Source organism: Ruegeria sp. YTSA168, assembly GCF_059610045.1.
The window spans coordinates 155,080-175,803 of sequence record NZ_JBXWMW010000007.1; the positions used below are offsets into that span (position 1 = coordinate 155,080).

At 54.1% G+C, this 20,724-nt stretch carries 19 protein-coding genes; 8 read left to right on the forward strand and 11 right to left on the reverse strand.

Annotated elements, in window-relative coordinates:
* Positions 1–68 precede the first annotated feature (68 nt).
* Both AC2FFE_RS14270 and AC2FFE_RS14275 read right to left on the reverse strand, forming a co-directional pair.
* Complete coding sequence (locus tag AC2FFE_RS14270) at positions 69–1,646, reverse strand: glycosyltransferase (RefSeq protein ID WP_496846955.1); 1,578 nt, start codon at positions 1,644–1,646, stop codon at positions 69–71.
* Positions 1,639–3,075: an HlyD family secretion protein gene (locus AC2FFE_RS14275; protein WP_496819764.1), complete on the reverse strand. Its 1,437-nt coding sequence runs from the start codon at positions 3,073–3,075 to the stop codon at positions 1,639–1,641. The genes AC2FFE_RS14270 and AC2FFE_RS14275 overlap by 8 nt, the downstream gene beginning before the upstream one ends.
* Before the next feature lie 289 nt (positions 3,076–3,364).
* On the opposite strand from AC2FFE_RS14275, the gene AC2FFE_RS14280 reads away from it, so the two are divergent.
* Positions 3,365–3,823, forward strand: a complete 459-nt coding sequence (locus AC2FFE_RS14280; RefSeq protein WP_496846956.1) for a hypothetical protein — start codon at positions 3,365–3,367, stop codon at positions 3,821–3,823.
* On the opposite strand, the gene AC2FFE_RS14285 is transcribed toward AC2FFE_RS14280, so the two are convergent.
* The 3 genes from AC2FFE_RS14285 to AC2FFE_RS14295 are packed head-to-tail and all read right to left on the reverse strand — an operon-like array spanning position 3,786 to position 5,298.
* Positions 3,786–3,977, reverse strand: a complete 192-nt coding sequence (locus AC2FFE_RS14285) for a hypothetical protein (protein ID WP_496846957.1) — start codon at positions 3,975–3,977, stop codon at positions 3,786–3,788. The genes AC2FFE_RS14280 and AC2FFE_RS14285 overlap by 38 nt on opposite strands.
* Before the next feature lie 4 nt (positions 3,978–3,981).
* Positions 3,982–4,296, reverse strand: coding sequence for a MocE family 2Fe-2S type ferredoxin (locus AC2FFE_RS14290; RefSeq protein ID WP_496819762.1), 315 nt, complete (start codon positions 4,294–4,296; stop codon positions 3,982–3,984).
* Positions 4,297–4,323: 27 nt separating this feature from the next.
* A complete protein-coding gene (locus AC2FFE_RS14295) occupies positions 4,324–5,298 on the reverse strand; it encodes a fatty acid desaturase (RefSeq protein ID WP_496819761.1) in 975 nt (324 codons plus the stop codon).
* A 249-nt stretch (positions 5,299–5,547) separates the two neighbouring features.
* On the opposite strand from AC2FFE_RS14295, the gene AC2FFE_RS14300 reads away from it, so the two are divergent.
* Positions 5,548–6,564, forward strand: coding sequence for a LacI family DNA-binding transcriptional regulator (locus AC2FFE_RS14300; protein ID WP_496819760.1), 1,017 nt, complete (start codon positions 5,548–5,550; stop codon positions 6,562–6,564).
* Between the two features lie 3 nt (positions 6,565–6,567).
* On the opposite strand, the gene AC2FFE_RS14305 is transcribed toward AC2FFE_RS14300, so the two are convergent.
* Entirely contained in the window at positions 6,568–7,605 is a 1,038-nt protein-coding gene (locus tag AC2FFE_RS14305; protein WP_496819758.1) for a LacI family DNA-binding transcriptional regulator, read from the reverse strand.
* 168 nt (positions 7,606–7,773) lie between these two features.
* On the opposite strand from AC2FFE_RS14305, the gene AC2FFE_RS14310 reads away from it, so the two are divergent.
* The 5 genes from AC2FFE_RS14310 to AC2FFE_RS14330 all read left to right on the forward strand — a co-directional run bounded on the left by AC2FFE_RS14310 (position 7,774) and on the right by AC2FFE_RS14330 (position 12,539).
* A complete protein-coding gene (locus tag AC2FFE_RS14310; protein WP_496846958.1) occupies positions 7,774–8,769 on the forward strand; it encodes a TRAP transporter substrate-binding protein in 996 nt (331 codons plus the stop codon).
* A 65-nt stretch (positions 8,770–8,834) separates the two neighbouring features.
* Positions 8,835–9,338, forward strand: a complete 504-nt coding sequence (locus AC2FFE_RS14315) for a TRAP transporter small permease (protein WP_170410378.1) — start codon at positions 8,835–8,837, stop codon at positions 9,336–9,338.
* A gap of 1 nt (position 9,339) precedes the next feature.
* Positions 9,340–10,620 (forward strand): TRAP transporter large permease, encoded by a 1,281-nt coding sequence (locus AC2FFE_RS14320; RefSeq protein WP_480536364.1) that lies wholly within the window; start codon positions 9,340–9,342, stop codon positions 10,618–10,620.
* Positions 10,621–10,770: 150 nt separating this feature from the next.
* Positions 10,771–11,661, forward strand: a complete 891-nt coding sequence (locus AC2FFE_RS14325) for an NAD(P)-dependent oxidoreductase (protein ID WP_496846959.1) — start codon at positions 10,771–10,773, stop codon at positions 11,659–11,661.
* A gap of 14 nt (positions 11,662–11,675) precedes the next feature.
* Entirely contained in the window at positions 11,676–12,539 is an 864-nt protein-coding gene (locus AC2FFE_RS14330; RefSeq protein WP_496846960.1) for a sugar phosphate isomerase/epimerase family protein, read from the forward strand.
* A 621-nt stretch (positions 12,540–13,160) separates the two neighbouring features.
* On the opposite strand, the gene AC2FFE_RS14335 is transcribed toward AC2FFE_RS14330, so the two are convergent.
* The 5 genes from AC2FFE_RS14335 to AC2FFE_RS14355 all read right to left on the reverse strand — a co-directional run bounded on the left by AC2FFE_RS14335 (position 13,161) and on the right by AC2FFE_RS14355 (position 19,578).
* On the reverse strand, positions 13,161–15,032 hold the full coding sequence (locus AC2FFE_RS14335; RefSeq protein ID WP_496846961.1) for a glycoside hydrolase: 1,872 nt from the start codon (positions 15,030–15,032) through the stop codon (positions 13,161–13,163).
* 440 nt (positions 15,033–15,472) lie between these two features.
* Positions 15,473–16,471 (reverse strand): polysaccharide deacetylase family protein, encoded by a 999-nt coding sequence (locus AC2FFE_RS14340; protein WP_496846962.1) that lies wholly within the window; start codon positions 16,469–16,471, stop codon positions 15,473–15,475.
* Positions 16,472–16,596: 125 nt separating this feature from the next.
* Entirely contained in the window at positions 16,597–17,442 is an 846-nt protein-coding gene (locus tag AC2FFE_RS14345) for a penicillin-binding transpeptidase domain-containing protein (RefSeq protein WP_496819751.1), read from the reverse strand.
* A 400-nt stretch (positions 17,443–17,842) separates the two neighbouring features.
* Positions 17,843–18,295: a GNAT family N-acetyltransferase gene (locus tag AC2FFE_RS14350; protein WP_496846963.1), complete on the reverse strand. Its 453-nt coding sequence runs from the start codon at positions 18,293–18,295 to the stop codon at positions 17,843–17,845.
* A 59-nt stretch (positions 18,296–18,354) separates the two neighbouring features.
* Complete coding sequence (locus tag AC2FFE_RS14355; RefSeq protein WP_496819748.1) at positions 18,355–19,578, reverse strand: helix-turn-helix domain-containing protein; 1,224 nt, start codon at positions 19,576–19,578, stop codon at positions 18,355–18,357.
* 187 nt (positions 19,579–19,765) lie between these two features.
* On the opposite strand from AC2FFE_RS14355, the gene AC2FFE_RS14360 reads away from it, so the two are divergent.
* Positions 19,766–20,539, forward strand: a complete 774-nt coding sequence (locus tag AC2FFE_RS14360) for an alpha/beta fold hydrolase (RefSeq protein ID WP_496819746.1) — start codon at positions 19,766–19,768, stop codon at positions 20,537–20,539.
* The last annotated feature ends 185 nt before the right edge of the window (positions 20,540–20,724 follow it).

Genomic DNA, 20,724 nt, shown 5'->3' on the forward strand with positions numbered 1-20,724 from the left:
GATTATCGATCCTCGCTTTTATTGCTGTGTATCATAGGCTTAAATTCACTATCGAAAGGATATGTCTATTAGCCGAACGGCATCTCGATCAGACCAACATAGATAAGGATTGCGGTTAGAAATGTCAGGATTGCCGTAGCCATCTGGAACTTGGCAAAACCGCTTTTAAGCGTCTCGGCAAAGCCCGATCCACCACCCGAGCTTTGGTTGCCTCTGTTCGACCATTTCTGCTTGGACAAGTGAAAGATCATGTAGATCTTGACCGTCGCGTTTATCACTTGGTTGAGATACAGGATGAATGGCCAACTCATATCAGCGCGCCTGCTGTACCCGAACAGGAACAGGCATAGCACGATCCGCGAAAACAGCACCCAGATGATGCAGTTCCAGAAGTAACCCGGCGCAACCATACTGCCAACGACGACCATGACCGGACTGACCATCATGGTCCACATGGCGATCCTTTGATCAACGACACACCACCAGATAAAAAAGGGCATTGCTGTCGGCCCAAGTGCGATTGCGCGGCTTCCGTTCCGCAACATGTTTCCTGACCATCGGCGGAAATTCTGGACCATCCGCATGAGGCCGTTTTCTTTGATGACCTCAATCGTGTAGACTGTAGCATCCGGCACGTAGGTCATTTTTGCGCCCACGCTCAGCAGACGATACCAGGTTGATTTGTCGTCCCCGGACAGAAACCGGAAATTGCCCCAAAGCCAGTGATGCAGATGATCTGCCTCGATGGTGCGAATGAACTTCTCGTCCAGAATATGCCGGGCGCGAAATACGCTCATTCTTCCCGTCAGTGTCAAAACACGACCCGACAAGGCATGGCTTTGCATCGCAAGACGGCGTTGCGCGAACCGCATGTCCAGCCATTTGGCGATCCAAGCCGGTCCGTAGCATATGACCTCTTCATCTGTGGTCAGTGCCTGCAACTCTGGGTCGCTTGCAAACATTGGCAGGGTTTTGCGTAGAACATCCCCACCAAACAGGGCGTCTCCGTCCATGAAAATCACCAGATCATCCGGTGACGCCCCGGATCTGCAGATCGCTCGCAGGATCAGACCAATCGCCATTCGCTTGCCCGGCTGGTTCTGACGGATAAATACTAGGGTCGCCAGATCATCCGGGATATCCTGCGCGTAGGTTTCGACAAAGTCGCGAATGATCTGCTCGTCATATGCGCTGCCTGTGCCGATATAGATCGTCGTCGGAATCCGTTCGCGGCGGATTTGCCCAAGCATGGACCCCACAACACGTTTTGTGATGGAGGGCTCCTCAAAGTAAGTCGTCATCTGGATATGGAGGTGTTTGGGGCGCCAGCCAGCATCCCAAATTGAGTCCGCCCGACGCCGCATTCCCGGCCATTTGGCTTTCGCATAAATCTGAGCCCTTAAAGCATGGGTAAACCACCAGCCAAATCGCCAGAACCCAAGTGTTCCAAGTACCATTGTGACGTGCAAAACACTCGGGTTGAAGAACCGGTTCGGTACGTTGGCCAACAGCCAGAGCAGGCCCATTAACAGGAGCAAGAACAGAGTGAACTGCGGTAGTGACCACTTGCAAAAATAGTTGGGAACATCTGTTTGCAGTTCCCTTAGTCGCCGTGCCAGATCCTTGTCGAACTCGTATTCAGTCATGGGATCGACCCACACGCGGGTCCATGGACTTTAACCAGGCGCGGAAGCGTGTACCCAACTGTCGCTTTGCTTCCAGATTGACCGGGGCTCCCAACCGCAATTGGGTTTTTGTTTGTTTCGAGGACAGACCGATTGCGCGAACCGTGACAATGATTCCGAACTCTCCAGGTCGTTCAGGGTTATCCCCGGCGCGTACGTCCCAGACCTCACCGGGAATGGTGATCTTTTTCCCATTCTCATTGAAGCCAATCGTTGCGGGCATACCGATATAGATTGTTTCAGCAAACCGTTCCGACACCCATCCGATCGTCATACGAGGCTCAGCCGTCTCAAAGACCAACTCGTCTGCTGTGCCACCAAACGGCTGGCCTTTCCGAACGATTAAATCCTGAACAATCCCGTCTGTTGTCGCGCGAACGTGATTGTTTTCTATTTTCTGTTGCTGAGCCTCTCTTGTTGCTTCCAACGACTCTACTGCGGACGCGCGATTGCGTTCTTCAGCTTGAAGTAAGTTTGTTACGATCAATACTGGATCAACCGATTGCGCCAGCGCAGGGTTGCGCGCACGAAGGCTGAGCCATTGACGCCGCATATCATCAAACCCGCCGTCTTGTACAAACTCTGCATAGAAGCGCATGGCTGCTGCGACCCGTTCGGCCAATACCTCCGAGCCAGATTGGGCCCTAAGATCATTCAAGGCCTCAGTGATATTGACGTGCTCGGTGCGTGCAAGTGCCAACTCCGTCTCGGTGCGTTTGAGGGCCGCCACAGCGTCTGCGTCACCCATCGAGAAAAGTAGATCACCTTCACTTACTTCTTGCCCGACCGCGACTTCAATGTGTTCGATGTAGCCGTTGGCTGAAGGGAAAGAAGGGATCATTGGGGCCAGCACGCGCCCGTGTTGAATGTCAATTCGGTCCAAATTGGTGAAAATGTTGTTTCCAATAACGCCAATCACCGCCGCTGCGATCAGCAGATAGGTCGCCACATTGAGTGCTACATGCAGAGACCGTGGAAGAAATCTCGCAGGTTTTGGGGATTGTTCGCCTTCCGTTTCCTCCATCGGCACCAAATCAACCGGAGTGTCGAGGCAGGTTATCACATCTGCGCTGCTGGCCATTCGTCCAGACAACAGAGAGCGATAAAACAGAGCCAGCGTCTCGCGTTGCCGACCGCTCAAACCTTCCAGTTGTACTGTTGCGTTGGAACCTGGCTTCGACAAACGTACCGGGAAACGGATATCTACGCCTTGAAAGGGAACGCTAAGCGTTGCGGTTTTAGGGCATTCAGGCGCGTCGTCCGGCCATTCCAGCCCCGCGAGCGACCAGCGTTCAATCGCGACTACCGCACCAGATGGTGTCTCCACGATCAGCGGTGCTCTGACCTTCCAATCCAGATCCGACCCCGGTGTTTCGTGTAATATACGCAATGTCGCCTCAGAAACTGTTGACAGGACTGAGGTAGCAAGAAATCAGAGCTTCTGACGGACACACGGACGCATATTTGTCCGCAAATAAGATCACTTCCCATACTAAAGTATGTCGGAAAAATCTTCCTAGGCCGAGCCAGAGCCTCTCATTGTGTTCTCGAACATCTGCGCGTGCGCCTTAGTTCAGAGGCACTCGCAGACAGTCTTGGGTTGAAACGCTCCGCCGCAGCAAACCGCGAACATCGCGGTATAGGTGTTATGTGATGCGATTTCTGGTTGAGTGCGCGACGTGATCTCACGTACCTTCGACAATGGCATTTCAGGCCTTGGCAAATTCCTTAACGATGTGCCTCAGCAAGCTATTACCTTCGGCCATGAGGTCGAGGCGATCTTCGTTCTTTTTCACCACGGCTGCCCACGCCATTTGATCGTGTATGAAATCGTCAATGATCGCTATGGCGCGGGGTTGGCGCTGATCTTCTGGGGTGGTGCCATCTCGGCCATACTGGTTGGTTTGCAGACCTGGGTCCAGAAAGAAGCCGGCGCGGATGCATTGCAGGCCTCGGCCATCGATGTCGCCCTTTTCAATTGCGCGATCGGATTGGGAGCAGCGATCGGTGCGGCTTTGCTTAGTGTGACAAGCCTGACGGGCCTGTTCCTGTGCTCGGCGCTTCTTATCAGCATTGGCATTGTCAGCGTGATCTCTTTGGCTAACGCACGGCGGACGTGTTCTGGGCATTGCCCATGATCAAATCGATTCCGGCATCTTTCGCGGCTGCTGCCTCTTCGGTTGTATTCGCCGTTGTCTGAACCAGCTTGCGGATACCCTTTAGCGCACGCAGGTCGGACGCGGTGTAATTTCTAAGTGGGAACTTCGCGTCCCAGTCGTAGATCCGTTTCATGGCATCACCCGATATCGATGAAGACATCTCCGCCTTCGATCTTAACGGGGTAGGTTTTCAGATCCACACAGACGGGTGAGCGCTTTGCCTCGCCGGTGCGATAATCGAATTGGCCGTTGTGCATGGGGCATTCGATCAGATGATCGATCACCAGACCGTCTTCCAGATGCACTTCTTCATGGGTGCACAATCCGTCGGTGCAGTAAAATTCGTCCTCGGGGCTTCGGTAGATGGCAAAGGTACGATCGCCATTGTCGTAACGGATTAGATCTTCGGTTTCGATGTCATCGCAAGCGCAGGCGCGGGTCCAGTTCGTCATGGGCTTTCCTGTATTCCGGGGATTGATTTACTCGGCCGCTAGGGCTGTTGGTCGAGTGTATTCTGGGCTGGGGTTAGCGTCCTTGGGCAGCAACGGCTTGCGGTCGACAAAGTAGAACGGATCGCGCCGCTGGATTAGAATGGCCGGGAGCATTTCGCGAAACGCGGTCAGTGTCCCCGTGTACGCTGGTGGGCAATCGCCTTTGATTTCTTCGTGCAAGGCCGGGAGATTGTAGAACGGCACCATGGGATACATGTGATGTTCCACATGGTAGTTCATGTTCGAATACACGAAGCGGAAGAACCGGTTCATGTAGACGGTTCGCGAGTTCAATCGGTGATCCGGGACGTCTTCTGCCAGCCCGGCATGCTGCAGTGATGCCAGCAAGTGATGCAGCCACGAACCATAAAACGTCGGTCCGCCGATCAGCACAATGGGCAGCCATGATTGCAGCACCATTGCCAAAACAAATGTCATCGCGAGGATTGCGAGGTGAACACGCGACGCTAAGAACGCCTTAGATCGGTCGGCTTCGATGAGGAAGGTTTTCTGATCTTTGGTCAAGCGACCAGCCGACAACCGAAACATCTTTTTTAACTCGTTCCAGCCAGATTGCAGATGCAGCATGTTCCATAGGATGTTGAGTGGATGCGGAGGCCGGGGAAACGCAATCTCGGGGTCTTTTCCGACGATCACCGTATCCGTGTGATGCCGTGTATGGCTCCACCGCCAAAGATAGGGGTTCTTCAGCGACATGAATGAGGCCAGCTGATAGGCTGCGGTGTTCAGCCAAGGCGTTTTGAACACAGTCCCATGGCAGCACTCGTGCCAACGGCTGTCGGCGCAGGATCCATAAAACACCCCGTAAAGAATGACAGAAGGCACTGCCCACCATGTACCCCAGGTCAGAACGACCAGAGCACCGGATGCCAACACCAATCCCAGCCAGATCCCGTAATCGATCAGGGCCGGAGTATCGCGGCGCTTCATCAGTTCTTTCATCCGTTTCCGGGGGACTGGAGTGGAGTACCACTGTTTAGGTGCAAAGCTTGGACCGCTGTCCCGGCCCGTCAGCGAATAATCCCGCCAAGGAAGGGTATTGTCCTTCGGCACATCAGGTTCCTTTTCTACATTGCTGTTGCCGAGCAGAACCGAGGAGCGCCTGAATCGTCAAACCTGTCGTGATATTTTCTATCATTTCTCTCAGAGTATTCTGTAAAATAGATGATATGTTTTATCATGGAGCGTGCTATGGCCCGTGTCACACTCAAAGACGTCGCAGAAAAGGCGGGGGTAGGCGTCGCAACAGTAGACCGCGTTCTGAATGCGCGCGCGCCGGTTACTGCGGCGACATCTGTGCGGGTTCTTTCAGCGGCAGATGCGTTGGGGTATCGTTCGGCAGGGTTGTTACGACGCCGAATTGAAGAGATGGCGCCAGCTAAACGGCTGGGCTTTATTCTTCAAAAGGAAAGCAAGTGGTTTTATCGCGAGTTAGCGTTTGAATTGCAGCGACAGGCAGAGCAGTTGCGGAGTATCCGGGCAAAAGTTGTAATCCAATACGTAGAAAGCCTGTCGCCGTCCGAGCTTGCAACTGCGATTGACGAAATGCGCGGCAAGGTAGACGCCATAGGCTTGGTTGCGATTGATCATTCGGAGATCAATCGTGCGATCGTCAGCGCCGATGTACCTGTCTTTGCATTGCTCTCGCCGCTGTCTTCGCCTCACGTTACCGCCTATGTCGGGATCGACAGTCGAAAAGCGGGGCGGACGGCAGGTTGGGCGATGGCGCGTCTTGATCGAACCGAAGGCGTGGTTGGCATCCTTATCGGGTCGCACAGGTATCTGGGGCACGAAGCGCTTGAGAGTGGGTTCAGAAGCTACATGCGCGAATTTGCACCGCAGAAACCTCTTCGAGACTCTGTGGTGTATCTGGATGACGCCGCGGTCGCATATGAAGCGGCAGCAGAATTGCTGCGGGCCAACAAAGACCTCTCCGGCATCTATCATTGCGGAGGCGGCGTGACCGGAGCATTGAAAGCGCTGCGCGAGGCAGGGCAATCGCGGGAAGTTGTCTACATCTGCCATGAACGGACACCGGTTACCGAAGCCGCGCTTGCCGATGGCAGCATCGATTTGGTGATTAACAACCCGCTGGATCAGGTTGCAGATCGCGTGACTCAGATGATGTCTCGGTGTCTGACCGGAAAACCAATTCAGGAACAGGTTGGAGTTATTCCGTTTGATCTCTGCACATCTGAAAACCTATGAACATCAGCCGAAGGTGGCGCCGTTGATGTTTTCACGGGTGATGACTTCAACCGGAACGACTTCTGCCTGATAGGGGCGGTTTTCCAGTGTCGCGATCAGCGTTTGAACGGCCTGTTCGGCGATCCGTCGCATATTCTGGTGGATGACAAGATCCATTGATCCGTCTAGCAGATAGTTTCGCGTCTTCGGCGTAAGGTTGTGGCCGATCAGCATGATTTCTCCGGTCAAATCGCGATCAGCCAGAGCCGCCACAATACCTTCGTTACCGCCGCCAACGTTATAAATGCCGAGCAGCCCAGGATGTTCGTCCAGCATCTGGGCCACCACCACGCGATTTTCCTGCACATCATCGTGGCCGATATAGGTGCCCACAACGCGGAGGTGGCTGAAATCCCTTCGCAAGGCTGACCGAAACCCCATCTCTCGATCCGAATGGTTGCGATACAGTTGCTCACCGGAAATTACCCCGACGGTCCCGGATTGCCGCAGCATACGACCCATAAAATAGGCCGCTGTTCGTCCTGCGGCCATGTTGTCCGTCCCGACAAATTGGCCCAGAACGGGGCTGATCAGATCGGAGACGACAGGTATGCAGGGAATATTCAAACCGTGCAGCTCTTCGACAGCGTCGCGAACCCGCGGATCATCCAAAGCCTGAAAACCCACTGCATCAATACCCTGCCCGGCGCAGGCTCTCAGTTTTCGAGCCAACACAGATGGTTCCAGTTTCGTGGAAAAGACGCACTCGACAGTGGCGCGGCCATTGGTAAAAACATTCTGGAAACAGTCGCCCAGAAATTCTGTCGATGGCCCGGCTTCCTCTGGCAGAAACATCTTCAGCCGCCAGGGTCGCGCAGGCTGGTCCAATTGAGCGCCAGATTCAATCGCGTGCTTGGCTTGCAAAACACGCTGGCGGGTCTCAGGCTTTACGTTTGATCTGTTGTTCAAAACCCGGTCAACCGTAGCGGTGCCGACCCCCGCAATCCTCGCAATCTCGGAGACGCGTGCCTTCTTTGGGATTATTACAGCTTCATCGCTCATAGACCTCTGCTAACATCATTTCTGATCAAAATCATCCTCAAATAAGCTTCATATGACATCAAAAACCATCATTACTGTCATCTGATGTAATTTTTCTTGCCACCGAATTGTGGGGGGGCTTATCCCAGCGTCATGCAACGGGATCGAGTCCCGTTCAGGGAGGATAACATGACCTACACAGCTAAATTACTAGCCGGGGTTACCGGCCTAATAATGACGGCCAGTACAACACTGGCGGCGGACTTCACCTTTAAATATGGCAACGAGCAACCAGAAACCTCAATCCGTTCGCAGTCCATGGATTGGTTCAAGACCGAACTTGAAAAACGTACGGACGGTCGCATCGAAGTCGAGAACTTCTTTGGTGCCGCGCTTGGTAATGAGCGTGAAATGATGGATCAGGTGACGGCCGGTTTGCTGCAGGGAACGCGTGGCGGTTTCTTTGCCGACGCGTCCGGGGCATTCAACCTGTACCAGTTGCCGTTCCTCGTCGCGAATTGGGATGAGATGGAATGTCTGGTCGGTTCGGACTTCACCAAGGGCGTTCAGGCCCGTGCTGAGGCGAACGGATATCACATACCTGCCACCGGTATCAGCCAAGGGTTCCGGGCCTATACCAATAACGTTCAGCCAATAACATCTGTTGATGACCTGCAAGGTCTGCGCATCCGCGAACCTCAATCTGATCTGATGATCGCCACGGGCACAGCCATCGGGTCTGTTCCGGTCGCCATGCCGTTTTCCGAAGCATATCAGGCGTTCAAACAAGGTGTGATCGACGGACAGCACAACCCGCCGCAAAACATCTGGGACTTCAATATTCACGAAGTCCAGAAGTATCTGACCCTGTCGAACCACATGACCGGCCCCGATCCTTTGATAGTCAACAAGGCCTGGTATGACGGTTTGCCCGAAGACCTTCAGGCCACCTTTGACGAGGTTGCGGTCGAAGCGATGGCCATGTCGGACAAGCTGTATCGCGATGCTGAAACGAACATCGTCGGCGAACTCGGTAAGCACATGGAGATCAACGAACTGACGCCAGAAGCCCTGGCTGGTTTTCAGGAAGCCGTTGCGCCGGTCTATCAACAGATGATCGACGCAGGTCATTTCACGATGGATGATATCGACGCTGCCCGTGCTGCAGCGGCGTCTTGCGGCTAATCTGAAACGGCAATTCCGGGCGCTTTTACCCTGCGCCCGGATTCCCTTCTTAACGGAACCGGTTTATGGATACGCTCTCTGCAATTGACCGTGTACTGACGCGCGTTATCGAAGCGCTGATGGTCGTGCTGTTCGGGGTGTTTCTGGTGATTGTCGTCACCAAAGTCCTGATGCGCCCCTTTGACATGGCGATCTACGGCGTCGACGAACAGGTTAAGATTGCGTTTCTTTGCACTTCGGCCTTGGGCGGTGCCGTCGCGATTACGAAGCGCGAGCATATCGCAATCACATTCTTCATCGACATGATGCCCTACTACGTCAAAATGGCCTTCTACGTGGCAGGTCTTGTCCTTGTGGGAGTGATGAACGCGGCTTTGGTCTGGCTGTCCATCGATTGGATTGCGGGGCCGGGGAAAAACATGTGGCAACCGTTCGGGATGCCTCAGGCCTATGTGTTCATCATAGTACCGATCTCCTGCTCGATTGCCGTTTTCTACTGTTTCGTTCGTGTGGTTCTGACCTTGGGGGGTCGCGATTCCATTGACGTTCTCTGGATGCCGGAGGACTGACATGCTGATCCTTTTTGCCACGCTTGGAATATTGTTGGTCTGTGGAGTTCCTATTGCCTATTCTCTGGGGCTGGCGTCACTGGCGTACTTCCTGATCGAAGCCCCCGCGGCGACAGGTTTCGTCGTGCAGCGTTTTTTTTCCGGCATCAACAATTACCCGCTGGTTTCACTGCCCTTCTTCATCCTGATGGGCCTGGTGATGAATTCCGGAGGCATCACACGGCGCCTGCTGGACCTGTCCATGTTCTTTGTCGGTCGCCTTAAGGGCGGTTTGGGTCTGGTCAACGTGGTCGGCTCGATGATCTTTGGCGGCATCTCGGGTTCCTCCGCTTCCGACACCGCATCCATCGGGTCCGTTCTGATCCCCGAGATGGAAAAACGAGGATACCCCAAGAGTTTCGCAGCGGGGATCACGGTTGCCTCGTCCACTATGGGCATGATCATCCCACCGTCTGTTCCGATGATTATCTACGCTGTCGCCGCGGAAGAAAGCATCGGTCGCCTGTTTCTGGGCGGGATCATTCCCGGCATCATGGTTGGCTTACTTCAGCTGATCGTCGTGTGGTTGCTGGCCAAGAGGAACGATTACCCGACCGAAGACGTACCGTTCACATTAGCCGAAGCCGGGCGGCAGGCCAGACGTTCTGCCGCCGTAGCGCTGATGCCGATCTTGATCGTAGGTTCCGTCGTCTTCGGTTTCGTTACCCCGACCGAAACAGCCGGGGCGGCCGTAGTGTACGGCCTGATCATTGGACTGTTCATCGTCGGATTTGGCGTTCTGAAAGACCTGCCGGGGGCCATGCGTCACGCCATCATCATGTCCGCCAAGATCATGATGATCATCGCATTCAGTCAAGTGTTCATCACTGTTCTGGCGCTGGAACGTGTACCCAATCAACTGGCCGATTTCGTTTCGGGCCTCGGACTTGGCCCGGTTGCCTTCATGGTTCTGACAGCCATTTTGATCCTGATGGCGGGTACGTTCATCGACGTTAGCCCCGCCATTCTTTTACTGACACCGGTTCTGTTGCCGGTCGCTGAAAAGCTGGGCGTATCAGGTGTGCATTTTGGTGTGGTGATGGTCTCGGGGTTGGCTGTTGGTGCATGTACCCCGCCAGTCGGAAATTGCCTGAATGTCTGCGCTGCGATCTGCCGTATGCCGATCGGAAAGATTTTCGTCGGGGCCGCGCCGTTCCTGTTGGCAAATGTGGTGGTGCTGATCCTGATCGCGATCTTCCCGCAACTGGTCATGTGGATACCGGACGCGGTCATGGGGCCGTAACGGCACGGAATTGGGCAGCGGGGTGTCTTCCGGACCTGCCCGGCCTTGGTCAGCCAAAGCCTGAAACCCCCGCACACATCGACGCCCGAAAAACTACGGGCGCCAAACCTCAACTCCGGCCAGGCCGGACGACACATTAGGAAGACAATCATGCAACGTGCAGGTGTCATTGGATTAGGGGATATGGGCAGCGGGCTGGCCAAGAACCTCATCAAAAACGGGTTCGAAACCACTGGTTTTGATCTGAGTGAGGCGCGACTGAAGACGCTGGGTGAAATGGGCGGAGTGCCTGCTGCCAGCGTGGCAGATGTGGGGGCCAACGCGGATGCAGTCTATGTCATGGTCATGAATGGCGATCAAGCCAAAGCCGTCATTCTTGGTGATGACGGTCTGGTCCGTCACATGGCGCAAGGCGGGACGGTCATTCTGACCGCCACGATCAAACCGCGTGAGGCCCGCGAGATTGGTGAGGCCATGGCCGGATCGGGTATTCACCTGATCGATAGCCCTGTCTCTGGTGGCTTTCCGGGTGCGCAGGGCGGTACACTAACCATGATTGCCGCAGCCCCTGATGCCGTACTGGACGAATTCCAACCGGTGATGGAGGCGGTCTCGGCCACCATTCACCGCGTAGGGGACGGGCCCGGCCAAGGTCAGACCATAAAAGCATGTTTGCAGACCCTGATTGGCTCGATCTTTTCGGCAACATTTGAAGCGTCAGTCCTCGCCGCCAAGGCGGGCGTGAAGGGAGAAAACCTGTTCAAAGTCTTTTCAACCTCTGGCGCGGGATGCGGATGCACCAATACTGCGCTGGAGAACATAATCGATCGCAAATTCGAAAACACCGGGTCCGGCATCGGTACGATGCACAAGGACCTTACCATCTCGCTGGATCTGGCCGAAGAGCTTGGCGTTCCGATGCATACAGCATCCTCGGCCATGCAGATATTCCATGCTGGAAAATCCAAGTTCCCCGATGGTGACAACTGGGCCTGCACCCGCGTGATAGAAAACATTGTCGGCGCTGAGTTGCATCGCTGAGAAAGGACAAGAACATGAAACTTGGCGTTATCTGTGATGGCATCAGTCGCGACCTGAAACACGCGGTCGATGTGATGGATGAGTTTGATCTCGAATATGCCGAACTGCAATTTGTCGGCGATACGGAGGTTGGCGATCACTCGGCCGATGAGATCAGGGAAATTGACACGCTGCTTCGGGATCGGGGCAAGCCTGTATCCTGTCTGTCGCGCCACATCTTCGCGGGAATGACCGGGGCGAACAAACCAGGGGACGACCTTCACAGCAAGCATATGGATGCTCTGAAGCGCGTGATCGACATGGCTCATGTGGTCGGCAGCCCATTGGTTCGCATTATGACGCCCAAGAAAGAGCAAATCCTTTGGGGGTACGGAGGTGCAGAAAAATGGAACGTCGCCAAGGGTGCCTGGGACGCGATGCTGCCCCTGATTGCACCGGCGATTAACGTTGCCATGGACGGCGGAGTGACTTTGGTCGTCGAAACGGGCAACGGGACCATGGTGAATTCGAATTACACCGCCCGTAAGCTGATCGATGATCTGGACGCCAAGGATACGTTGAAGGTACTTTGGGACCCAGCCAACAACTGCTGGTGTCACGAACAAGCGTTTCCTGCTGGGTATGACGAGGTAAGAGATGGCTATCTAGGGCACATCCACATCAAGGACGTTCACGTCGACACGCCCCGCGCAACATTGACGGTCAAACAGATGGGCGAAGGCCAACTGGCCGATCAGTTTCAGCCGATGGCGGATGCTCTGAAAGCCGACGCCTATGATGGGGTGATATCATTCGAAAGTGTCTACCACCCCGGTAACGGAAACTTCGAAGACGGTTTCCGCCGCTGTATTGATCGCTTCAAAGAGCATTTTGTTTGAACCTCTGGCGAGACCAAAACGGCCAATCGATGTTCCTCCCAATACATTGTTCGGCCGAAACACAGACCCGTCGTCAGACGGGTCTGTGTTGGGTTTCAGGTGAAAATTGAATGATGATCAAAACATCTAACTTTGTCGGACGACCGAGGAGATTTCGCATTATTTGCCACAAAAAAATTCCCTTTCTGCAATCGTGCCGCAGTACATGAATGGCAGCTTAGGCGGACCGCACCGTCGCGTGGAGATAGTCTAGTCGGCTTTTACAAGGTGTGATCCTTGCGCAGAGCCATGGCAGCAATCAGAGCTTCGAAGTTACTCGTGCGCGGTGCAGCATTTGTCAAAATGGGCTCAGAACGGCCTAACCCTGCTCGCAAAACAAGAGGATGGGGCAGGTTCGTGTGACGTTCAACAAGCACTGTGGGACGTCACTGACCTTTGACTCAATCGACAGCCGAAACCTCAATAAATCAGTGAATCACGTCACTCAAATCTGACCCAAACATCAAGCACTTCTGACCCAAAACGGACAGTGGGACAATTCGACAGGCCATTTTGTTACAAGGTTTGATTTGCAATTCTCTTGCTGCGCTAAAGGCATTGTCGACAGCTCCAATCAATCATTCAGTCACTTGGTGGCTCAATGGTTGAGAAAACAATTGGATCACGACCGTTCATTTCGATCCTGATACCAAGTGCAGGTATCTCTCGCCTATCCGGCAAAAATCGGGAACTATCCGCAAAATTTGCCACCACTGCTGTGCCGTCTGAGAATTCCGTCCTCTGCAACAATTGGTCCTCTGAAATGAACGCAAACCCTGTCATTTGCTGCGTCATCAAACGGGTATGCAACGGTGCAAATTCAGCAACGTAGCGGGCAATTTCGGGCAGATCGCTCTCAATGACTGCCGCGTTGAGATGATAGAGCGGTGGCACAGCGTAGAGCAGGCCAATCAACTCGTTATGCGCGCGTTCGTCCAACGGTTTAAGTGTGCCGAAATGCCAGTGGTGCGTTGTTACCACGCTGTCTCCGAGCGCGATTTGGTACAGCGGAATGCGGTTGACAGGGTTGAACACAATCTCACGCATCTCAGGCGGCACCGGTGTAGGTTCAAAAAAGCGCGCCGGCGCTTCGGGCGGCCAGTAGCCGCCTATAAAAAAAGGTGGTTCGGGGTCGCGACGCATGCGTGAATCCATCCAGTCGAATGCAGGTGTTGTGATGCCATGCGCAAAGTCGATATGCGGCGCGAAAGCCGCCACACCCACCTCAGAACCCAGCACCAACTTCAGATCGTTGGCCACAAAATCAAGTCGCTGCTTCACGGCGCCCAAAGCTTCCACTCGCTCAGTCTCACGCCCCTCCGTGTAATCCTCGAGCAACAGACCCGTGGCATCGACATCAAGGAAGTAGCTGTTGAAACCGACGCTTTCGGATACGGCCTGAATGCGGTTTTTTGCATAGTCGGCAACGGCCGCCGGATTCACATAAAAACCTCTCCCTCGAAACCCTCTTTTTGCCGTCCCATCTGCATTCACTATCCGTGCATCTTTGTATGCAGCGGCACCCATCTGCGCAGTTGGCCAAGTTTGTTTGGCCGCCTCTGCGTGCGCGCTGGTATAGCTGTCATAGGGGCCAATTAAATACCCTCGGGCTTTTGCCTCGGTCACAGCCTCAGGGTGCCCAAGCACGTGTCTCCAGTTTTCCACCCCCAGCCAAGCTTTCGAAATCCCTGCCTGCTTCAAGGCATCCAGCATCTGCATGCCCATGCCACCCCCCCAGGTTTCCGGTGGCGCCAAGCTGCCCTCGAATTCTGCAATCAATTCCGAGCGTATCGCCAAAAGATGCGCCCGCTCTTCAACCGGATCATGACCGCCTGGAAGCGCTGTATCGTTGGAAAATGGGCGCGCATGCTGAATTGCGGCATTGAGTGAGCGTGTCACATGCGTTCGGCTGTACTGCGATACAAAGCCTTCTCGGCCTCGCGCTTCGTGGATAGACGTTTCGAAGTCGGTTCGCATATCGCCCGGTACAGCATTCCAGAGTTGCGCGGAAAGTGTCGTGGCGATCTCTCTTTTCTCTGCGAACTGACGGATGAAGCGCCTCCAGTTGGTGACATCCCGCGGCGAAAGAAGCCCGTCCGACCATAGGTAAATATGCGGCGCACCGGCAAGCAAGGCGACATCCGGTCTGGCCGAAATCTTGTCATTCAAGTCGCGGAACGTTCCGGTCTTTTCCAGATGCTCTCTGTACAGTCGCGCTCCGATCACCGGGTCCTGTGGACCCATCTGTACGGTCACGCGGTAAAGTCGATCCAGGTTGAGCGAAGTGAACTCTTGTACTACTCCGACCGTCAGGGCCGTTCCTGTATCCAGAAAAGACAGCTGTGCATCCCAGGGACTATCCATTCGCCATGTCACAGACCGTTCGCCATCAAGACGAGTCCAGAAAGGTAGTGAAAACTGTTCACCTGCGGCAGTGCCATTCAGAACGTCCATCAGAAAATTGCGCCAGGTTTGGCTGTTGGCATCAAACAGACGGCCTTCCCCGAGAATGGGCAAAGCCCACTGATCTGAGATACGCGCTGGAACCTGCGGCCAGGCCAGCGCAACTGCATGGTTTGAAGCGACTTCAAGCGTAACACTGTCACCGATTGCGGTCGCCGTAACAGAGAGCTGTCCGCTGTCAATGTCGATTTTCCATTCGGCACGGAATGTAGTGCGTGTCAGACCCTGCGTTCGTCCGACAACAGCGGGCAATGCGATCTCTGCCAGCTCAGTTCCGATGGACGCACCGGACATCGCCAACGTGTTGGTGTCGATCTCAAAAGTGGCTCCGTCGGTCTGCAAGTTAATGCGTTCAGCGCGGACAGACTGGCTTGCCAAGCACGTACAGCAAACCAGAATGAATAGTAGGAAGTTATTCGTTCTCATAAAGTTCAATCCTGTTTCGGCGGTAGCAAGCCGCGGGTGACAAACCGTGCTCGGAGTGCCGTCTCCTGTTCCCCGGGCGACACAAGTTGCCGGGGATGTGTCCCACCCGCGTGCGCGATGGCGGCGACGCGCCCCTGACCATTGAACTGCGTATCAGGCCGATGGTTTGCGATGGGATCAGCGTAAGCGTCAGCGACTGGTATTATCTGCCAGCCATCGCGCCTGAGGGCCTCGGCGAGTTCATCAACAAAAAGGGCAGCCAAGTCGTTTTCGTGCAGTAAGAGCACATGTGCCGGATGCCGCCCGAGCGTCTGCACGGCCAGCGCATCGTAGAACTCAACGGTCTCGAAAATAACCTCGACATAGGCCCGCTCCAGTTGATTCAAGTTTAGCGTATGACCCGCATCAACCGCCTCGGTCACAAGTGCTTGTAGGTACCAGTCATAAGTGTCGATCGTCACGTAACCGTTCGACAGGCCACGCGACCGCAATCCGTCCACTACGGCCAACCGCCTATCGCGCGTGTTGCCTTCGTCCAGATACGGGTATCGGAAATAAGGAGCGACATGGTCGAGTGCTTCCAAAATTTCGGCAGCCCGATCAATATCGGCAAGGTAGGTCGCCGCATCGGTATCGCGCAGCCGAGGATGCGCGTGCGTGTGATTCCCCAGCACATGCCCTGCATCGGTATATGCGCGTAGCCGTTCAGCGCCCACAGGATCTTCAAGGAGTGACTGCGTTACAACAAAGAACGCGGCGCCCTCGATTTCTGCCGCACCAAGCGCTCCGATCAGCATTTCAGTCCGGTCGACACCACTCAAAATTGGGCCGTCGCCTATTGGCGCATCATCAAAGCTGAAGGCGATGCGACGCGTGTCCTCGGCGTAAACCGTGCGCCCATTTGAAAACAGGATCAGAAGGATGAAACAACCTAAGAGAAAAAGGCGTATCGTATCAAATAAGTGAATTGTCATCGACGGTGCATGGATCATGCATTTTGGCATCACAGAGTGTCCTCCTGCTGCTACGTTGTCACACACAAGGGTGACACGCTTGCCTGTGTGTCGTGGGAACTATTTTTATCTGTTTCAACCCGACGCCGTGCACCGGGTTGAAATGATACTGGCCATCATGAGCAGTTGAACGCGCCAACCGCATCCAATACCGCCCTGGAAGTGGTGATCCGCATATTCCTGTAAGAAGCGTCGGGCATGTCCAGATTCAGTGCAAACACGTAGATGTCGGACCCGCACCGGACCCAACCCGCATTCCAACCGATGTCCATGATATCATCGCCACTGCGCCAACCAGTCTTACTGTACATGGTCCAGCCATCGCCCACGTCAGTCTGCATGATCGCGTCAGCCGCAGCATATGTTGTGTCAGAGAGTGGCAGGTCACGTTCGGCCAGGCGGCGCAGGAATGCCAACTGTTCTTCGACCGATATACGCAACGTGCCATCCAGCCAATATGTGGTCAGCGTTGCCTCGGTCCCGACGTCGGCATTGCCGTAGTTGAACCGAGTCAGCCAATCCGCCATTCTCTTTCCACCGGCACGTTGCGCGATCTCCTGGTAGACCCAGACCGCCGAGACCTGAAAGGCCGTGTGCAGGCTGTGATCCTGGTTCCAGGCGTCGATCCAACGTGGCTGGCCGTCCCATTCGAACATCGTGTTCGGCTCTGCCACGCCCGATTCGAGTGCGATCAGAGTGTGTGGGATCTTTGATGAAGATGCCGGTGAAAAGCGCTCTGCTGCGCGCGGTGGGTTGCTGACCCAAACCTGTCCATCCGAAAGACGTTGAACCATCACAGCAGACGCCTCAATGGCGAGGCCGTTACCTTCGACAATTTGTGATATGTCGACGACATCTGGTTCGCTGGCCGTTAAGACCGGCGCCGTTGAGAACAAGCCAAACAAAGCGAGAAAACCTGCCTTGAATGTGACGATGAGCTTGAGGGGGAAAGTGCTACTCATTTCTTGAATTCCTACGGTATGAACCTCACGGCCACACCAAATTTGTGTTTTTTACAGGGGCATGAGCAAAGGCAAATACCTTTGATTTCTTGAAGAACGACGAGCAATCGCGTTTATTTAAGACCAAGAAGCCGGTGCGGTTTCAACTTTGCCGGAAGTTGCATTGTCCAACAAAATCCGATTAGGCACAGGACGAGTGAAAAGGTTCGCTTCACAAGTTTAACTGGACATGTTGAACTTCCCCTCCAGCTGCTCCACTAATTGCGGTGTCTTCCAAATATAGCGTCTTCTGCAGTCGACATCGTCCGAACGTAACGGGCCAGACAATGAAATTGAGACGTGTATCAATCAGGTTTGATCAACTGAAGCCGGCACCATCGTGTCTGCACCGACCGCAGCATCAGCGACTTTCACAGTCTTCTAGATTGGGTGCATTCGCACTGCACAAACCGGGGCGTAGCTGAAGAACAAGGCCAATGGCAAAGACGTTCTCGGTTCCAATCAGGTTTCCTTCACGGCGGTCAATGACATCGAACCCTTCCGATGCGTAAAGCGAGTGAGCAGGAAAGTTGCCTTCAAGCAACTCAATTTGCATTTTTCCATTGCTCTGCCTCATGACGTGGCGGAGAAGCGTTCGTCCAACACCACGACGCGACAGTGCTGGATCGACATAGAGCCATGTCAATTCAGTTTCGTCAAAGGCGGCAAAACCTGCTACCATCCCGTCCCATTCGGCCACCACCACTTCAGAATCGAAGAGCCCTTCACTCTGGTAAGTTTCCTCCAGAGAGCGGAAGGCCGCAATTCCGACCGTGTGAGCCAACTCATCCAGACGCGCGGCGTCATGAATCAAACATAGGTTTGGCCAATCATCTGGGTGATACGCACGGATCGATATCCTGTTTCCCGCTATCAACGCTTGCCGGCTCCGATAACAACCGCGTCATCGTTGAGTGCGCTCCTCTTAGCCATGGCGTTTTTGTAGTTGGTGGGTGTCATGCCGGTCTCACGCTTGAAAGCGGTGTAGAAAGAAGAGCGTGAGTTGAAGCCAACTTCGTAGGCAATCGCCAATACCGTAGAACCGCCCTTCTCAACAAGCGGAATGGCTTCCTTGACCCGCCACTTATTAATGAACTCAAAGAACGATTGGTGAAGGTGCTGATTCAAGGTCTGGGATACGTAATTGATCGACACGCCGATTTGGGCGGATAAGCTACTGAGGGTCAGATTGGGATCGCGGTAAAGGCGTTCTTTCTCCATCGCCTGAATAAGCTTACGCGCGATACGCTCTGATTGGTCAGAACCAAGAGCACTTTTTTCATATTTCTTGTTGTTTCGCTCAGCCAGATTTTCCAGTTCCGCTGTGACGGTATCCAGCTCTTTCGATGGCCTTAGCCCCCAAAGTGTCAGAGACACAATAACGATCAAAACCCACAAGCTGTCGAGCATCGGGCCAATCGGATCTCGAGCACCGTTAGCAGCAAGAATTACTCCGACCAGGCTTTGCAAAACGTATGTTCCAAGGGCCAATGCCAAGACAACGACCCAACGAAGCTCAAGGCCTTCAGTGCTAGAAAAGTGCTGCTCTAGAAGTGCAATATGTTTCGTTTGCGTGCGTATAACCCAAAACACGTAGATCGCCCATTGAACGACAAGCACGAATGGCAGGAATGTGAAGCCGTAGTTCAGAAACCCAACTAAAGGTAGCGGTCCCTCTGCCGGCACGCCCGCGTACCAGGCTTCTCGTGACGCTTCCGGCATTGCCATCGCTAGAACTGCGAATGCTGTGACCGCAGCAGGCAACGCGAAATGGGGTGCGACCGAGCTCCTTCCATCAGATTGACCTTGTGCCAACGTCAACGCCTTCACATAAAGCAAGAAGACCGGCATCAAGGTGAAATTGGCAATGACGCTTAGCAGTGCAGCCGCATCGCGCGCTGTTTGCGGAATTTCAGCGGTGAGCATTATTAGAACGGTATCAAACTCGCTCACTGCGAAGACCGCAAAAAACATCGCCAGAATTGAATGCGACGAAGTGGTCCATCGCTGTGACCAGCTTACCAGCGCCGCCAAAACGGCAACCGTAAACGTCGCGGAGATTGTAGCGATCAAGAGTATCTCAGTGTTAATGGTCATGGTTCAACCAGGGAAGCAGCAATAGAAGAAATAGTCCAAAGACCTACCGCAGAAACCGCCTTTCCTCAACGTATGCGCCATTGCTTAGTGTCCGCGCCGACCGGGTCAGACAAAGGTGCGGGTATCCGGACGATATGGCCGAGTCGAAATGTTACAACGGTCTCAGGCTATTAAAAGGATCTACCAAGTGTCTCAAAAGTTTGACGCGAAAGTCATTACCCTTGGTATTACCAATGCAACGACCAATCCCTTGGCCCTGATCGACACTGTTTGGATACATGGTGCGGGGCTGTCTGGCGACACGTGGCTAGCCATCACGAAGGGATTTGCCAAAGCGCTCACACCCTGCCTCCCTGGTCACGGAAACAGCCCACTCACGCAACCACATCGCGTTGAAGCATATGCTGAACGCCTTGCGGATGGCGTGCCAAATGGGGCCGTACTTATTGGTCATTCACTTGGCGGTATGGTTGCCCTTGAACTGGCAGCGCACCTAAAGGATCGGGTTAGAGCATTGGTGTTGATCGAAGTCGTTCCTACGGTTCGCGACCGTCTTTTTGGACAATTATCGGCAACGATCGCGGCCGCGTTGTTCCGATCGATCCCGATGCCCTGGTTGGCGAAACTATCTAGCATATGCGAAAGTAGGAATACCAGGATTGAACTTCAGCGACAACTGGCTCGGATGGATCGGCCGCGACTTTCCGCGGCACTTGAAGCCGCATTGCACTATGACGGGCGACCTCTCCTTGCGAAGATCCGTGTACCAACTCTTATTATCATCGGAAAACAAAACTCCGCGACGCATCGTAGCGCGAATCTTATGGCCGGGCGCATCCCTGAGGCTGAGCTGGTAAAGCTGCCAGGTGGGCATATGTTGCACATTGACAATCCCGTCCAACTTCGGCGCTGCATCGAAGGTTTTCTACATCGTACAAATGCGTCCACCATTGATGCTTAGCCAACAAACGCGGCCGTCGAATGGCCGACATCCTGGCCATTTTATTACGAGACGACAGGAAGCCTGTACCAATTAATATCACTGACACTTTGCTCGCAACAGCGCGTCGTGTCTGTCGTCATATAAAATGGGACATCAGAGCGGCTTGAACATTGGAGGCTCTGGTTCGGTTGTGTGATTGATTA

What these genes read in the sequence shown, in the direction of transcription:
- AC2FFE_RS14270 (WP_496846955.1), bottom strand. Translation starts at nt 1,646, where the DNA reads ATGACTGAATACGAGTTCGACAAGGATCTGGCACGGCGACTAAGGGAA.
- AC2FFE_RS14285 (WP_496846957.1), bottom strand. Translation starts at nt 3,977, where the DNA reads ATGAAACGGATCTACGACTGGGACGCGAAGTTCCCACTTAGAAATTAC.
- AC2FFE_RS14290 (WP_496819762.1), bottom strand. Translation starts at nt 4,296, where the DNA reads ATGACGAACTGGACCCGCGCCTGCGCTTGCGATGACATCGAAACCGAA.
- AC2FFE_RS14295 (WP_496819761.1), bottom strand. Translation starts at nt 5,298, where the DNA reads ATGAAAGAACTGATGAAGCGCCGCGATACTCCGGCCCTGATCGATTAC.
- AC2FFE_RS14300 (WP_496819760.1), top strand. Translation starts at nt 5,548, where the DNA reads ATGGCCCGTGTCACACTCAAAGACGTCGCAGAAAAGGCGGGGGTAGGC.
- AC2FFE_RS14305 (WP_496819758.1), bottom strand. Translation starts at nt 7,605, where the DNA reads ATGAGCGATGAAGCTGTAATAATCCCAAAGAAGGCACGCGTCTCCGAG.
- AC2FFE_RS14310 (WP_496846958.1), top strand. Translation starts at nt 7,774, where the DNA reads ATGACCTACACAGCTAAATTACTAGCCGGGGTTACCGGCCTAATAATG.
- AC2FFE_RS14315 (WP_170410378.1), top strand. Translation starts at nt 8,835, where the DNA reads ATGGATACGCTCTCTGCAATTGACCGTGTACTGACGCGCGTTATCGAA.
- AC2FFE_RS14320 (WP_480536364.1), top strand. Translation starts at nt 9,340, where the DNA reads ATGCTGATCCTTTTTGCCACGCTTGGAATATTGTTGGTCTGTGGAGTT.
- AC2FFE_RS14325 (WP_496846959.1), top strand. Translation starts at nt 10,771, where the DNA reads ATGCAACGTGCAGGTGTCATTGGATTAGGGGATATGGGCAGCGGGCTG.
- AC2FFE_RS14330 (WP_496846960.1), top strand. Translation starts at nt 11,676, where the DNA reads ATGAAACTTGGCGTTATCTGTGATGGCATCAGTCGCGACCTGAAACAC.
- AC2FFE_RS14335 (WP_496846961.1), bottom strand. Translation starts at nt 15,032, where the DNA reads ATGGACGTTCTGAATGGCACTGCCGCAGGTGAACAGTTTTCACTACCT.
- AC2FFE_RS14340 (WP_496846962.1), bottom strand. Translation starts at nt 16,471, where the DNA reads ATGCCAAAATGCATGATCCATGCACCGTCGATGACAATTCACTTATTT.
- AC2FFE_RS14345 (WP_496819751.1), bottom strand. Translation starts at nt 17,442, where the DNA reads ATGAGTAGCACTTTCCCCCTCAAGCTCATCGTCACATTCAAGGCAGGT.
- AC2FFE_RS14355 (WP_496819748.1), bottom strand. Translation starts at nt 19,578, where the DNA reads ATGACCATTAACACTGAGATACTCTTGATCGCTACAATCTCCGCGACG.